At 69.6% G+C, this 15,319-nt stretch carries 13 protein-coding genes; 9 read left to right on the forward strand and 4 right to left on the reverse strand.

Annotated features, from left to right (window positions below; translation table 11 throughout):
* Nucleotides 1–72 precede the first annotated feature (72 nt).
* Both E0H92_RS36990 and E0H92_RS36995 read right to left on the reverse strand, forming a co-directional pair.
* Nucleotides 73–1,287 (reverse strand): hypothetical protein, encoded by a 1,215-nt coding sequence (locus tag E0H92_RS36990; protein WP_131499533.1) that lies wholly within the window; start codon nucleotides 1,285–1,287, stop codon nucleotides 73–75.
* Nucleotides 1,288–1,514: 227 nt separating this feature from the next.
* A complete protein-coding gene (locus E0H92_RS36995) occupies nucleotides 1,515–2,717 on the reverse strand; it encodes an NAD(P)/FAD-dependent oxidoreductase (protein WP_131499534.1) in 1,203 nt (400 codons plus the stop codon).
* Between the two features lie 228 nt (nucleotides 2,718–2,945).
* On the opposite strand from E0H92_RS36995, the gene E0H92_RS37000 reads away from it, so the two are divergent.
* Nucleotides 2,946–3,545 carry a CBS domain-containing protein gene (locus E0H92_RS37000; protein WP_131499536.1) on the forward strand — a complete coding sequence of 200 codons (600 nt, stop codon included), beginning with the start codon at nucleotides 2,946–2,948 and terminating at the stop codon, nucleotides 3,543–3,545.
* Between the two features lie 27 nt (nucleotides 3,546–3,572).
* Here the strand turns inward: E0H92_RS37000 and E0H92_RS37005 are convergent, their stop codons facing one another.
* On the reverse strand, nucleotides 3,573–3,926 hold the full coding sequence (locus tag E0H92_RS37005; RefSeq protein ID WP_131499538.1) for a VOC family protein: 354 nt from the start codon (nucleotides 3,924–3,926) through the stop codon (nucleotides 3,573–3,575).
* A 220-nt stretch (nucleotides 3,927–4,146) separates the two neighbouring features.
* Between E0H92_RS37005 and E0H92_RS37010 the strand changes: the two genes are divergently transcribed.
* From E0H92_RS37010 to E0H92_RS37045, 8 genes are all read left to right on the forward strand, one after another.
* A complete protein-coding gene (locus tag E0H92_RS37010; RefSeq protein ID WP_131499539.1) occupies nucleotides 4,147–4,590 on the forward strand; it encodes a pyridoxamine 5'-phosphate oxidase family protein in 444 nt (147 codons plus the stop codon).
* A gap of 15 nt (nucleotides 4,591–4,605) precedes the next feature.
* Entirely contained in the window at nucleotides 4,606–5,496 is an 891-nt protein-coding gene (locus E0H92_RS37015) for an ABC transporter ATP-binding protein (RefSeq protein WP_131499540.1), read from the forward strand.
* Complete coding sequence (locus E0H92_RS37020) at nucleotides 5,493–7,079, forward strand: ABC transporter permease (protein ID WP_131499542.1); 1,587 nt, start codon at nucleotides 5,493–5,495, stop codon at nucleotides 7,077–7,079. The genes E0H92_RS37015 and E0H92_RS37020 overlap by 4 nt, the downstream gene beginning before the upstream one ends.
* 144 nt (nucleotides 7,080–7,223) lie before the next feature.
* Nucleotides 7,224–9,713 carry a glycoside hydrolase family 65 protein gene (locus E0H92_RS37025; protein WP_131499544.1) on the forward strand — a complete coding sequence of 830 codons (2,490 nt, stop codon included), beginning with the start codon at nucleotides 7,224–7,226 and terminating at the stop codon, nucleotides 9,711–9,713.
* A gap of 83 nt (nucleotides 9,714–9,796) precedes the next feature.
* Nucleotides 9,797–10,549 (forward strand): DUF4872 domain-containing protein, encoded by a 753-nt coding sequence (locus tag E0H92_RS37030; RefSeq protein WP_131499546.1) that lies wholly within the window; start codon nucleotides 9,797–9,799, stop codon nucleotides 10,547–10,549.
* Nucleotides 10,550–10,562: 13 nt separating this feature from the next.
* Nucleotides 10,563–11,465, forward strand: a complete 903-nt coding sequence (locus E0H92_RS37035) for an ABC transporter ATP-binding protein (RefSeq protein WP_131499548.1) — start codon at nucleotides 10,563–10,565, stop codon at nucleotides 11,463–11,465.
* Complete coding sequence (locus E0H92_RS37040; RefSeq protein ID WP_131499550.1) at nucleotides 11,462–12,223, forward strand: ABC transporter permease; 762 nt, start codon at nucleotides 11,462–11,464, stop codon at nucleotides 12,221–12,223. The genes E0H92_RS37035 and E0H92_RS37040 overlap by 4 nt, the downstream gene beginning before the upstream one ends.
* A gap of 2 nt (nucleotides 12,224–12,225) precedes the next feature.
* Nucleotides 12,226–14,790 carry a cation-translocating P-type ATPase gene (locus E0H92_RS37045; RefSeq protein WP_131499551.1) on the forward strand — a complete coding sequence of 855 codons (2,565 nt, stop codon included), beginning with the start codon at nucleotides 12,226–12,228 and terminating at the stop codon, nucleotides 14,788–14,790.
* A 1-nt stretch (nucleotide 14,791) separates the two neighbouring features.
* On the opposite strand, the gene E0H92_RS44475 is transcribed toward E0H92_RS37045, so the two are convergent.
* Entirely contained in the window at nucleotides 14,792–15,265 is a 474-nt protein-coding gene (locus E0H92_RS44475; RefSeq protein ID WP_165550209.1) for a GyrI-like domain-containing protein, read from the reverse strand.
* Nucleotides 15,266–15,319: the final 54 nt, after the last annotated feature.

Consider the following 15,319-nt stretch of genomic DNA (forward strand, 5'->3'; position numbering starts at 1 on the left):
TCGGTACGTTGCCTATGGGACCAAAGTCCCGCGTCGGTCCGCAACAGCCCCTGTCCTCGCGCGGCCCGATGCTCAGAGCATGTTCCGGATCTCCTCCAGGGTGATGCCTTCGACCTCGGGCACGAACAGACCGGGGAGCAGATAGCAGCGCGCGGACTGAACCGGCTCGTATCCACCGGCCCTGATCTGCGCCGCCGTCGGCAGGTAGCCGATGATGCCGTTCGCGTAGGCGACGGGCAGACAGCGGTTGCCCGTGGCGGCGCGGACGGCGAGCCCGTACTCGACGCAGGCCTCGGCGTTGAGGGCGAGCAGCGACAGGCCTTCGAGCAGGTCGAGCCGTTGGAGAACGAGGGTCGCGGTGGGCCGGAGCCGCTCCGGGTGGGCGAGGTAGAAGCGTCCCCACTCGCCCTCGACGCCGGGCCGGGTGCTTGCCGCCCGCAACTCGTACTCGGTCGGCACGGACCGGAACGGCAGCTCGACCGTCGACCACGAGGCCTTGATCGCCGTGGGTGTGAGTTCGCGTCCCTCGTCGGCCAGGGTCTTCCGAATCGTGTCGGCCAGCCGCGCACCCTCGCGCCGGGCTGCGGCCAAGCCCGTGGACGCCAACGACCCTGGATCCTGGTCACCGCAGCATCCCTGAAGGTACGTGATCACCCCGCCGGTCTCGGCCTCCAGCGACGTACAGGCAAGCCCGGCGAAATCGGGCGTCACCGCGTTGGCCGCGTTGATCACCGGATGGCAGGTGTAGTGCACCCAGGCGGCGAGCAGTGAACCGTCGGCCCGGCGGAACGTCACGGTCGTCAACTCGTTGTCCCGAGGCCCGTCCTCGACGTCGGCACGGCGATAGCTGCCGAGATCGTGCAGCCTGCTGGTCCGTCGGACCGTGACCGGCTCGAGCGCTGCCGATGCCGCAGCCGAGGCCGCGACAACCCGATCGGTCAAGAGCTCGATGTAGCGCGGATCCAGCGGACCGAGGATCGGCGCGTGCCACTGCGCAGTCTGTGGCGCGGAGTGCGTGTGCGTCGCGGTGAACGTGATGCAGCCGGCAGGTACGCCGAGGGCATCGGCGACCAGGGGCCGGAGCCGTTCGACCAGTTCCGGGCCCCAGCTGAGCAGATCAGCGGCGACCACGGCCCCCGCTGTGTCGCCCGACTCCACGACCGTGACGCGCAGGAACAGCGGATCGGCGACCTCGGTGGTCACGGTTCCCTGCCGAGACCCGAAGCCGGCGAGTGGGATCGGCAGTTCCGGAGTGATGTCGATCGCCGCCGCGCCGGCCTGCATCATGCGGTGCTCCTTCTGGGAGGCCTTGGCCCTCAATCATCGCCTGCCTACTGATCCGTCAGTGAGATGCTGACACCTGGCGGTGCGATGAGCGAGTTGTGCACGGTGCAGTGGTTGGCGATCGCGAGCAGGGCTTCGCGACGCCCGGCCGGGAAGCCGTCCGGGAGGCGGATGCTGATCCCGATCTCGTCGACCCGGGCCGGCTCGCGACGAACAGTTCCGTCGGCGGTTCAGGGAAGCTGGACGTAGCCGTGGCGCATCTTCCACAGGAAGTACTTCTCGAAGCCGAGTTTCATCAGGTGGGCCTGCGGGCCGGGGATGAGTACGCCGTGCTTGCGCGGCGGCAGCATCTTGTCAGCGAGGATGATCACACCGTTGTTGCCGGCATCCATCACGCAGACGGCCTTGATGTCCCCGAACGACTTCGTGTTCACCGGCTCCTCGCCCCGGATCTGCGCCGCGATGTTCGACGCCGCCGTGTGCGCCATCACCTCGGTCGGGAAGCCCGTCTTCGGAATCCCCACCGGCGTCGGCGTCTGCCACGGTACGGCGACCGCGGCCGCCACACCGACCGCGTACACGTCGTCGTACTTCTCACTCTGGTACGTGTCCCGCACCACGACGTACCCCTTGTCGTCGGCCAGGCCGTTCGACTCCTTCAGGAAGCTCTGCCCGAGGAACGGCGGGATCACCATGCCGAACGAGAACGGCACCGCCTCGCCGTCGGCCAGCACGAGCGCGCCGTCCTCGACGTAGTCGATCCCGACCGAGATCCGCGCGCTGATCCCCTCTTTCTTGAGGAACATGCCCAGCAACTGCTCGCCGTGCGGCAGTCCGCCGATCCCGAAATGCCCGAGGAACGGCTCCGCGGTGACGTAGGTCAGCCTCACCTGCTTGTGCAGACCGGCCTTCCGGAGCTGGTACGCCGTGTTGAACAAGAACTCGTACGCCGCCCCAAAACACCCCGCGCCCTGCGTCGCCGCGACGACCACGTCACCGGGATCGTCCAGGAACCGGTGCCACGCCCCTGCCGTTCGCTCCGCCTCGGGGAGCGTCGTGATCGTGTTCGCGTGTTCCTTGAAACCGGGCACGACGTCGTCCTTGTTGCGGTAGCCCGTCGCGATGACCAGGTAGTCGTAGGCCAGCTCCCGCCCGCCCTCGATCGTGACCTGCTTGCCGACCGGATCGACCTTGGTCGCGGCCGCGTGCACGAACTCGATGCCGTGCGCATCCAGTGTCGGCGCCACCGGAAACGTGATGTCCTCGCGGTCCCGCTTGCCGAACGGCAGCCAGATCAGGCTCGGATTGAAGAGAAACTGGTCACTCGCGGACGCCACGGTCACGTCCACGTCGCCGTCGAGCTCGTGCTTCACCGCCAGCGCCGCGGTCAAGCCACCGAAGTTGGCTCCCAGTACCAGAACCTTCTTACGCATGCTCCAGCCTCCTCGATCGAGTCCCTCCTGTGACTCAACCTCGCCGACCGGCGCCTACGAGAGAGCTGATCGGCCCTGATCCACCGGGTCTCAGGTCCCCGGGATCACGCCAAGGCGAGGAGGAAGGGGCGTCGTACCCCCGCGGGCGGGACCTCTCGCCCTACACCGTCTGCTCCGTCAGGTGGACCGTGACAACAAGAGCGGGAACTCCAGAGCGAGGTGAGGACGATGCTGATCCGGGACCTGATGACCACGCCGGTGATGACGGTGAGCCCCGTCACGACGATCTCCGCGGCGCTTCAGATGCTGGACGGCGCGAAGATCACCTCGCTGCCGGTCGTCGACCGGCACGGCACGCTGGTCGGGATCGTCAGCGAGGCGGACCTCGTGGAGGACGAGAACCTGATCGGCGACCGCGTGCCGGCCACCGTCCTGCGGCTCCCCGGTCCGACCCCACCGCGCCGGGTCGCCGACGTCATGACCCACCTCGTCGTGAGCGTCGGGCCGGACGAGGAGCTGGAAGCGGCGATCGACCTGATGCGGTCCACGATGGTGAAGAGCCTGCCGGTCGTCGAGCACGGCCGGGTGGTCGGAGTGATCAGTCGCAGCGACGTGATCCATCTGCTCGCCAACCGCGACCGCCGTGTCCAGGCCGAGGTGACCGAGTTGCTCCAGGCCGAAGGACCGGACTGGAGCGTCCAGGTGCAGGACGGCATCGTCACCATCACCGGCCCGGCCGATCCCCGCGAACGCCACCTCGCCGAAGTCCTCGCCGGCACCGTCCGCGGCGTCATCGGCGTACAGGTCAGCCGCCTGAGCACGCTCTGACGGAGCGTCGCCTGGCCGGCCGGCGTGTCAGGCCGGCTGCTGGCGCAACAGCCCGATGGTGTTCCCGTCGGGATCCGCGAACAGGGCGAACCAGCCGATGCCGGGGATCTCCGTCGGCTCGACGACGGTCTTCGCGCCGAGCGCAACGGCCCGGTCGAGCATTGCCCGGAGATCGTCGACCGCGACGTACACGGTCACGTACGGCGGCATCTCGCCGCTCGTCTGCAGCAGGCCGCCGCCGATACCGTCCGCGCCCGCCGGCACCAGCGAGTACTCGGGACCCGCCGGCTGCAGCTGCCACCCGAACAGGTCGCCGTAGAACGATGCCATCCGCCCGAGATCGGGACCGCCGATCTCGAAATGGATCACCGGATTCGTCATCAGGACTCACCCCCCACACGCAGGAACCTCAGTGCCGACCACTCGACCCTGGGAACGCCCGCCGGCACAGGGCCGAAATCCTCCCGTTCGATGGCCGAACGACCCTTTCCGGCGGGGTTTCCTGCACGACCCACAGGATTCGCATAGGCGGGACCTTCGGCCCTATCGCGCGCCACGCGGCCTGACCACAGTGGGGGCTACGCAGCCGGAAGGAACGCCGATGGCCAAGACGCACGACTTCGATCACTCACGACTCAGGATCTTGAGCCGTCCCGAGTGTCTGCGCCTGCTCGGCTCGGTTCCGGTCGGCCGGCTCATCTACACCACCGGTGGACTGCCCGCCGTTCGGCTCGTCAACTTCGTCTCGGATGCGGAAGCCGTCGTGTTCAGCTCAGGTCCGGGAGACAAGCTCCGGGCCGCGGAACGTGCCGATGTGGTGGCGTTCGAGGCCGACGACGTGGACCTGGAACGGCATACCGGCTGGACGGTCACCGTGATCGGCCGGCTGTCGGTGGTCACCGCCGCCGAGGCCGCGGACCTGCGGCGAACGTTGCCTGCACACTCCTGGCTCCCCATGGAGGACCCACAACTGGTCCGGATCAGCATCGAATCCGCCAACGGACGTCGCCTGGTCCCCTGGGGCGAGCGCCCGCGGCAAGGTTAGAGAGGGCGACACCAGATGTCCGCGATCTCGGTGACCGGTCTGGTCAAGACCTTCGGGCCGTCCAGGGCCCTGGACGGACTCGACCTCGACGTACGAACCGGCGAGGTCCACGGCTTCCTCGGGCCGAACGGCTCGGGCAAGACCACCACGATCCGGGTCCTGCTCGGACTGCTGCGCGCCGATGCCGGAACGGTCCGCCTGCTCGGCGGCGATCCGTGGGCCGACGGCGTCTCACTACGCGCCCGCCTCGCCTACGTGCCGGGCGACGTCACCCTGTGGCCGGGCATCACCGGAGGTGAGGTCATCGATCTGATGGGCCGGTTGCGCGGCGGACTCGACCGGCGTCGTCGCGACGACCTGCTGGAGCGGTTCGACCTCGACCCGCGGAAGAAGGCGTCGACGTACTCCAAGGGCAACCGGCAGAAGGTCGGCCTGATCGCTGCGCTCACCTCCGACGCGGAGCTGCTGCTTCTCGACGAGCCGACGTCGGGACTGGACCCGCTGATGGAATCCGAGTTCCAGCGGTGCATCGAGGACGTCAAGGCCGAGGGCCGGACCGTGCTGCTGTCCAGCCACATCCTCGCCGAGGTCGAAGCGCTGTGCGACCGGGTCAGCATCATCCGGCTCGGCAAGACCGTCGAGTCCGGCACGCTGACCGAGCTCCGGCACCTGACCCGGACCTCGATCTCGGTCGAGACCACACACCCGCTCGACGGAATCACCACGCTGCCGGGCATTCACGACCCGAGCGTCGACGGCAACCGCGGCATGTTCGACGTCGACACCGCGCATCTCGACGAAACGATGCGGCACCTGTCCGCCCTCGGCGTACGAAGCCTCACCAGTACTCCGCCGACCTTGGAGGAGTTGTTCCTGCGCCACTACGACACCGCGGACGAGTCATGAGCACCGCTGCCGGTACCGGCGTACTGCTGCGCTTCATGCTCCGGCAGGAGCGTCGCGGCCTGCCCTGGTGGCTGATCGGCTCCGGGCTGCTCGTCGGCTACCAGTCGGTCGGCAGCCAGAACCTGTACGACACCCCCGAGGCCCTCGCCGAGCTTCGGGAGACCATGACCGGCAACGCGGCCATGCTCGCGATGAGCGGCCCCGAACGCCTCCTCGACACGATCGGCGGCGAGGTCGTCTTCGAGATCTTCGGGTTCCTCGCGATCGTGGTCGGCCTGATGAACATGTTCCTGGTCGGCCGGCACACCCGCACCGACGAGGAGACCGGCCGCGGCGAGTTGATCCGCTCGACGCGCACGGGCCGGCACGCTCCCCTGATCGCCGCCCTGCTGCTGGCCGGTATCGCCGATCTCGCCGTCGCGGTCGTGGTCTTCGGTGCGGCAGCGGGCACCGGTCTGCCGGTCGGCGGCTCTGTCCTGCTGGGTGCCGCCACGGCGAGCGTCGGAGTCGCGTTCGCCTGCTTGACCGGGGTGGCGGTGCAGGTGTTCGAGAACCCCCGATCGGTGTACGGCGCCGTCGGGATCGCGATCGGTACGGCGTTCGTGCTGCGCGCGGCCGGGGACATCGGCAACGCCGCCTGGTCGTGGCTGTCGCCGATCGGATGGGGGCAGCGCACCTTCCCGTACGCCGGAGACCGGTGGTGGCCGCTGCTGCTCCCGCTCGCGGCCGGCGTCCTCCTCGTCGGCCTTGCCCTGATCCTGCTGGACCGGCGCGACTTCGGCGACGGCCTGCTGCCGTACCGGGCCGGCCGGGCGACCGCCTCCTGGGCTTTGGGATCGCCGCTCGGACTCGCCTGGCGTCTCCAGCGCGGTTCGATCATCGGCTGGGCCGCCGGACTCCTGGTCCTCGGTATCGCGTACGGGTCGTTCGCCGACTCCGTCGAGGAATACGTCACCGACAACCCAGAAGTCGCGCAGTACTTCCCCGGGGGCGCGGCCGATGTCGTCAATTCGTACCTCGCTCTGGTCATCGTGATCTGTGCGCTGCTGGCCGCGGCGTCCGCCGTCGCCGGCGCGATGCGCGCTCGGCACGAGGAAACCTCCGGGCGGGCCGAACCGGTGCTGGCCACCAAGGTCAGCCGCCGGGCCTGGCTCGGGGGCCACGTGACCGTCACGCTCGCCGGAAGCGCGGTGGCCGTCGCCGCGGCCGGGCTCGGGCACGGCCTCGCCTACGGCATCGCGATCTCCGACCCGGACCAGGCCCTCCGCCTGACCGGTGTCGCCCTCGTCCAGCTACCCGCGGTATGGCTCGTCGTCGCGGTCGCCGTACTCGCCATCGGCTGGTTGCCACGCGCCGCCGCCGCCGTGACCTGGACACTCATCGGCTACTGCGCGGTCATCACCATGTTCGCCGATTCCTTCGACCTCCCCGGCTGGGTCCGGCAGGCCTCACCCTTCATCCACCTCCCGCAAGCCCCGCTGGACACGGTCACGGCCGCGCCGCTGCTGATCACGACCGCAGTCGCGGCAGCTCTCCTCGCCACCGGCTTCGCCGGCCTCGCCCACCGCGACTTCGGCTACTGACAACGACGTCGAAGCCGACGTAGCCGACCGCGGTCGCACGAACGGCATCGCCGTACCGATGCCACAGCAGGTGGTGCCGAACTGTCCGGGCCGACGGGACCTTCGGCCCTGTGGGGACGCCGGAGGGCGGCGCACAGTCAGGGCATGAGCGCCGTGTCCGCAGCGACGGCTGCCGAACACCGGCCGGCTCGCGGGACCGTGGCCGGCTGGATTCTCGCGTTCAGCGGCTACGACCCGGCGGACGAGCGGCGGCGCGAGGCGCTCTGCACGACCGGCAACGGGTGCTTCGCCACCCGCGGGGCCTGGGCCGGATCAGTGGCCGGAGACCATCACTATCCGGGGACGTATCTCGCCGGGTACTACAACCGTTTGCCGGACACGATCGCCGAGACCCGCGTCGAGAACGAGAGCCTGGTCAACGTCCCCGACTGGCTGCCGCTGACGTTCGCCGTCGGGACCGGCGCGTGGTGGACGCCGGACACCACCCAGATCGACGAGTACGAGCTCGAGCTCGACACCCGGCGTGGAGTCGTGACCCGCCGGTTCCTGCTCCGGGACGCGAGCGGCCGGCAGATCCGCGGGGTCGAACGTCGCTTCGCCAGCATGGCCGACCCGCACCTCGCCGGACAATCCCTCGCCGTCACCGCCGTGAACTGGTCCGGCCGGCTCCGGATCGGTTCCGCGGTGCACGGCGCCGTGACGAACTCGGGTGTCGAGCGCTACCGCAAGCTCGCCGGGCATCATCTCGACGAGCTCACCCCATTCGTTGCCGATGGCAACCTCATCGTCACCGCGACCACCAGCCAGTCGCGGCACCGGATCGCCGTCGGATCTCGAACCGTTGCTGCCCACAACGGATGGACCACCCGCACCGACGACACGTCGGCGTACGGCGAACTCACGGCCGACGTGACGGCGGGCGAGGTCGTCACCGTCGAGAAGGTGGCCGCGATCCACGGCTCGCGCGACGACGGCATCTCCGAACCCGGGCTCGCGACCCAGCTCGCCCTGACCAACGCGCCCTGCTTCGCCGACCTGCTGGAAGCGCACGTGCTCGCCTGGTCGCAGCTGTGGCGCCGCTTCGCCATCGATCTCGAGGAGTCGTACGACGGAACGCTGCCCGCGGTCCGCCTGAACATCTTCCACCTGCTGCAGTCGATCTCGCCGCACACCGCCGACGTGGATGCCGGCGTACCCGCCCGCGGCCTGCACGGCGAGGCGTACCGCGGTCACGTCTTCTGGGACGAGCTCTTCGTCTTCCCGGTGCTGACGTTCCGGATGCCGGACCTGGCTCGCTCACTCCTGCTGTACCGGTGTCGCCGTCTCCCCGCCGCCCGCCTCGCAGCCAGACAACTCGGCCTCCGTGGCGCGAGGTTCCCGTGGCAATCAGGAAGCGACGGACGCGAAGAGAGCCAGCGCCTCCACCTCAACCCGCTCTCCGGCCACTGGACCGAGGACGGGACCGACCTCCAACGGCACGTCGGCCTCGCCGTCGCCTACACGATGTGGCAGTACGTCGAGACGACCGGCGACACCGAGTTCCTCTCCAGCCACGGCGCCGAGGTGATCGTCGAGGTCGCCAGGTTCTTCGCCGGTCTGTCCGAGTACGACGCCGGCCGCGACCGCTACGTGATCCGGGGCGTGGTGGGTCCCGACGAGTTCCACACGGCGTACCCGGGCCGCGCGCAGCCGGGCATCGACAACAACGCGTACACCAACGTGATGGCCGCCTGGCTCTTCGACGTCGCCGCTCGTGCTCTCGACCGGCTGCCGGCGTGGCGGCGTACCGAACTCGTCGATTCGCTCGGGCTTCACCAGGAGGAACTCAACCACTGGGACGAGCTCACCCGCCGCCTGTACGTACCCTTCCACGACGGCGTCATCAGCCAGTTCGAAGGCTACGAGCAGCTGACCGAGCTGGACTGGCCGCGGTACCGGCAGCAGTACGGCGACATCCGGCGGCTGGATCGCATCCTCGAAGCCGAAGGCCGCGACGTGACGTCGTACCAAGTCTCCAAGCAGGCCGACGTCCTGATGCTCCTGTACCTGCTCCCGCTCCAGGACCTCCACGCGCTGATGGCACGGCTCGGCTACCCGTTGTCCGCCGAAACCGTCCGCAGGACCGTCGAGTACTACCTCGCACGCACCTGCCACGGCTCGTCGCTCAGCGCGATCGTGCACGCCTGGGGACTCGCGACACTCGACCCGGACCAGGCGCTCGCGTTCCTCGAGCAGGCTCTGCACAGCGACGCGGGCGACGCACTACGCACCGGCACGACCGCCGAAGGCATCCACCTCGGCGCGATGGCGGGCAGCGCCGACCTGATCCAGCGCTGCTTCACCGGCCTGACCACGACCAACGACGTACTGCGCTTCGGCCCGCACTGGCCCGCCAGACTCGGGAGGCTGCAGATGGTGCTGCGCTACCGAGGTCACCGCATGACAGCCGAGATCTCGAGCACGACGGTCACTGTCACGGTGGATCCCGAGCCGGGCTCCGCGGTCGCCGTCCGCTGCTACGGACACACCCGGCAACTAGAGCCGGGCGACAGCAACACCTGGACAGCCCCGAGCTTCGGACACCTCCGCCACCAGCGTCCCGGCGCGAGCAGTTGTCCAGTAATCTCCGGGTGAGGTCCGATCAGGGCCGAAGGTCATGCCGGCCAGGGTCTCTCGGACCTCCCGCCGGTCCGTGCGGCCGGACCAGGCTTGAGAGCATGCGATCCACAGTCAGCATGGTTCCCTTCCCCGGGTTCAGCACGTATCCGACCCACCACTCCGTGACCGGGTCGCTCAAGCACGTCTACGACTTCCACGGGTACCCGATCTCGGAGGAGCTGTTGCTGGCCTCGGTCGTGGGCTCGGGTTCGGTGCTCGTGTACCTCGACATGGGGTTTCTGCCGTACTTCGATCTGCCGCCCGGGTACCACTTCGGCGGACATGTCGTCGTCGTGGCCGGCTACGACGCAGAGACCGGGCAGGTGCTGATCGCCGACCGGGACCGGGTGCTGCATCCCGTGGACTGGAATGTGCTCGAGAAGGCGCGTGGGTCGACGTACAAGCCGTTCCCGCCCCGGCACACCTGGTACACGTTCGACTTCGCCGCAGCACGTGAGCCTCGCGCGGCCGACGTCCGCGCGGCGATCGGCGAGGTCTGCGACGGCATGCTGAACCCGCCGATCGCGAACCTCGGCGTAGCGGGGATCCGCAAGGCGATCCGCGAGACGCTGCGGTGGCCGGAAGCCCTCGACGAGGCCGCGGTCATCACCGGCGAGGCCCGCCTCAGCGAACTCGGCAGCGAACTGACCGCGATCGGCGACCTCTGGGAGGACGTCGCCGCGACGTTCACCCTCGCTGCGGAGGCCGACGACCCGGCCGGCCTGCTGCCGCCCGCGACCGCGCCCCTGCACGAGATCGCCGACCGCGAGCAACTTCTGTGGGAACGCCTGCACGCCCTGATCACCAGTTGACCGGGAGGGACCGATGAGCGGCGAGATCGTGGTGTCCGGTTTGACGAAGATGTTCGGCCCGGTGCGGGCCGTGCACGACCTGAGCTTCACCGTGGAGCCGGGTACTGTCACTGGGTTCCTCGGACCGAACGGGGCCGGAAAGACCACGACGCTCCGCTGCCTGCTCGGTCTGGTTGCGCCGACCGCCGGAAGCGCGACCATCGGCGGCCTGCGGTACGTCGACCTGCCGCAGCCGTCCTCGTCCGTGGGCGCGGTACTCGAAGCATCGAGCTTCCACCCCGCGCGCTCGGCCCGGAACCACCTCCGTGTGCTCTGCGTGGTCAACGGGTACCCGGCGAGCCGGGCCGACGAGGTTCTCGACCAGGTCGGGCTGACCAGGGACGCGGACCGGAAACTGCGGGGCTACTCCACCGGCATGCGGCAGCGCCTCGGTCTCGCCGCGGCCCTGCTCGGCGATCCCGGCGTACTCGTACTCGACGAGCCCGCCAACGGGCTGGACCCCGAAGGCATCGCGTGGCTGCGGGCGTTCCTGCGCCGGCTGGCCGCCGACGGCCGCACCGTCCTGATCTCGAGCCACGTGCTGAGCGAGGTCGAGCAGACGGTCGACGACATCGTCATCATCGACAAGGGCACCCTCGTCCGGCAGGGCAACCTCACGGATCTCGCACGCCAGCAGGGCAGCACGATGGTCGTCCGTACGCCGGATCCGGACCGGCTCCTGACGGTACTGCGGCAGCACGCCCGCCGGCCCGGCGTCAAGCGACGGGACGGCGCGGTCATGGTCGACGGTCTGCAACCCGCGGAGATCGGTCACCTCGCGTTCCTGGAAGGGATCGAACTCCACGAACTGACGTCGCAGCGCAGCGACCTCGAAGACATCTTCTTCACGCTCACCGGTGAAGGTGCGGACCGATGACCAGACTGCTGAAAGCCGAATTCACCAAGCTCTTCACGACCAGGCTGTGGCTGTGGCTGCTCCTCGGCGCGACCGGGATGGTTGCGCTGGTCGTTGGCCTGACCATCGGTTTGGCGGACTCCCCCGGTAACCCGAGCCCGCCGCTGACCACACCCGAAGGGCAACGGAACCTGTTCGGCGTGGCGGGCTCCGCGTCCGCGCTGGCGATCGTGCTGGGCATCATCGCCATGACCGGTGAGTTCCGCCACGAGACGGTCACCCCGACGTTCCTCGCCACCCCACGCCGCGGCCGCGTCGTCACTGCGAAGGTCATCGCCTACGCGATCGCCGGCGTCGGCTTCGGGACGGTGTGCATCCTGGCCGAGCTCGCCGTGGCCCTGCCCTGGCTGGCAGCGAAAGGCATCGACGTCTCCCTCACCGGCAACGGGATCCCGCGGACGCTGATCGGCGTCCTGCTGGGGCTCGCCGTCACCACGGTCCTCGGCGTCGGCATCGGTGCGCTGATCCGCAACCAGGTCGCCGCGATCGTGGGGACGCTGGTCTACTTCTTCGTGATCGAGAGTCTGGTCTCCGCCCTGCCGAAGATCCGCGACTACTACAAGTTCTTCCCCGGCGGCGCGTCCAGCGGGCTCGCCAACACCTATCAGCCGAACGTCGAGTTCCTCGCCGGGTGGCAGGCCGGCCTGTTGCTGATCGGGTACGGCGTGGTGTTCGCCGCGCTCGGGACCGCGCTGACCATCCGCCGGGACGTGACCTGAGAATGCTGACCGGACCACGCGGGCTGTCCTCGACCGAAGCGGCCCGGCGGCTGGCGCACGACGGGCCGAACGAGCTGCCGGTACCGCGGCAACGGGCGGCATGGAAGCTGCTCGTCGACCAGTTGACGCATCTCTTCGCGCTGATGCTGTGGGCGGCGGCGTTGCTCGCGCTGCTCACCGGCATGGCTCCGCTGGCGGTGGCGATCGTCGTGATCATCGTGCTGAACGGCGGTTTCGCGTTCGCGCAGGAGTACCGCGCGGACCGGGCCGCGGAGCGCTTGCGCGATCTGCTTCCCGCCCGGGTCCAGGTGATCCGCGACGGCGAACTGATGAGCATCGACGCCCCGGGTCTGGTCGTCGGCGACCGGGTGCTGCTCGCCGCGGGCGACAAGGTCAGCGCCGATCTCCAACTCGCCACGGTGCATGCCCTGGCCGTCGACGAGTCCACGCTCACCGGCGAGTCCGTCCCGGTCCGGCCCGCGTCCACCGACCAGGTGTACGCCGGTACGTACGTCGTCCAGGGTGAGGCGGAGGCCGTCGTGACCGGGGTGGCCGGCGCCACCCGGCTGGCGGGAATCCAGTCGCTGACCGAGAGCGCGGACCGGCCGGACAGCCCGCTCACGGTCGAGTTGCACCGGCTGATCCGGATCATCGCGATCATCGCGACCACGGTCGGGTTGTCGCTGGCCGCCGTGTCCCTCGCCCTCGGTCTGGATTTCACCGATGCGTTCCTGTTCGGCGTCGGCGTGATGGTCGCCCTGGTGCCGGAAGGTCTGCTGCCGACCGTGACGCTGGCACTGGCTCGCGGTGCGCAACGGATGGCGCACGGCAACGCTCTCGTACGGCGTCTGGACGCCGTCGAGACCCTCGGCGCGACGACGTACATCTGCACCGACAAAACCGGAACACTGACGCTGAACCAGATGGAGGTCCAGGAGGTCTGGACCCCTCACGGCATCGTCACGATGACCGGCTCCGGCTACGACCCGACCGGCTCCGCGGCCGGCGACCCACTCGCGATCGAGGCCGCGGCACGCGCGGCGGCGTCGGCGATCGCCTGTATCCGCGGCCACGCCGTCCGGAAGAAGAACCGATGGGTGGCGGAGGGCGATCCGATGGAGGTCGCTCTCGACGTCCTCGCCCGGCGGCTCGGCGTCCCCGCCTTCGATCAGGCGAGCGTGCGGCATCGGGTCGCCTTCAGCAGCGAGACCAGATACAGCGCGGTAGTTGCCAACGGCAACACGTTCGTGATCGGCGCGCCCGATGCGCTGCTGCGGTTCTGCCGCGACGGTGCTGCGGCCGACGCCGCGAGCGCCGTCGACGAGCTGGCGAGCCGTGGTCACCGGGTGCTGGCGGTGGCCTGTGCGACCGGCGTACGCGTGTCGGATGGAGCGCTCGATCTGGGGCCGTGCAGCCTGGAACTGCAGGCGGTCGTCGGGCTGGAGGATCCACCCCGCCAGGACGTGCGCGCCGCACTCGACACCTGCCGGCGGGCCGGGATCCGGATCGCGATCGTGACCGGTGATCACGCCGCGACCGCCGCGGTGATCGCGCGCGAGGTCGGTCTGCTCGGTCCCGGCGGTCTCGTCGTCACCGGCGCGGACCTGCCGGCCGACGACGAGCGGCTCGGCCGGCTGCTCGATCGCGACGAGGGTGTCGTGGTGGCCCGGGTCACCCCGGCGGACAAGCTCCGGATCGCCCGGGCTCTCCGCGCCCGCGGGCACGTGGTCGCGATGACCGGCGACGGTGTCAACGACGCGCCGGCGCTCCGCGAGGCCGACGTCGGCGTCGCCATGGGCGCCTCCGGCAGCGACGTCGCCCGTGCCGCGGCGGATCTGGTCCTGCTCGACGACCACTTCGCGAGCATCGTGCGGGCGGTCGAGCTCGGGCGTGCCACGTTCTCGAACGTACGGCGGTTCCTGACCTACCACCTGACCGACAACGTTGCGGAGCTGGCGCCGTTCGCGGTCTGGGCGCTGACCGGTGGATCGATACCGCTCGCGATCGGCGTCCTGCAGGTGCTTGCGCTGGACATCGGCACCGACATGCTGCCCGCGATCGCGCTCGGCATCGAAGGACCCAGCAAGCGCACCCTCGACGGTCCGGCACGGCATCGCCGGATCGTCGACCGCGGCCTGCTGGCCAGGGCCTTCGGGATCCTCGGGCCGACCGAGGCCGTGGTCTCGATGGGTGTCTTCGTGGCGATCCTGATCGGTTCGGGATGGCACTGGGGCGCCGAACCCGCGTCCGCCGATCTCGTCGTCGCATCCGGTACGACGTTCACGGTGATCGCCCTGATGCAGCTGGCCAATGCGTTCGCGTGCCGCAGCGGACGGCGTACGGTCTTCGAACTCCCGCTGCTCGGGAACCGCGCGCTGCTCGTCGCGGTTCTCGCCGAGCTCGCACTGATCATGCTGTTCGTCGGGCAGCCCGCACTCGCCGACCTCCTGGGCGGTGCGTGGCCGTCGTACCGAGGCTGGTTGCTCGCGATCGCGGCCGCCGTCGTGCTCCTGCTCGTCGACACCGCGGCCAAGCTGGTACGGCGAGCACACTCCCCGGGGCTGTGAGCTATCGGCGGCCGGCCCCGACGGGCACGAGCTCGAAGGGCTGGACCACCTCGGTGCGATAACCCGCCCGGTCGCCGCCCGCGCCGTGGTAGACCTCCCACGCGTCACCCGAGCGGACCGCATGCTCCGCCTTCAGCCAATCGTCGACCGCCTGGTAGGCATCCGCGACGTCTTCGTACGACCCGACATGCCGAGCGACGACGACCTGACCACCCGGCAGGCTCGACGGCAGAACCTCGCCGTCTCCTTCGATCTCTGAACGCACCGGGAACCCGGCCTCGACCCGGTAGGTGCCATCGGGACACAGGTGATCGCGGGAGAACGGGAACCCGCACGCCGCGACGCCGTGCCGGTGCAGGTACCCGGCGACGCACGAGAACGCGACGTCGAACCGGTCGCGGATCTCGTCACGCCGCAGCGTCGCCCGCAGTACGGCGGCCGGTTGCTCACGAATTGTCCGGAACTCGGTGTGCATGTCTCCCCCACCACTCTCGCTGGGTATCAGCTCCACCTTCGCTCCAGAACCAGC

This window comes from Kribbella speibonae, from assembly GCF_004331375.1.
Classification (GTDB): Bacteria; Actinomycetota; Actinomycetes; order Propionibacteriales; family Kribbellaceae; genus Kribbella; species Kribbella sindirgiensis.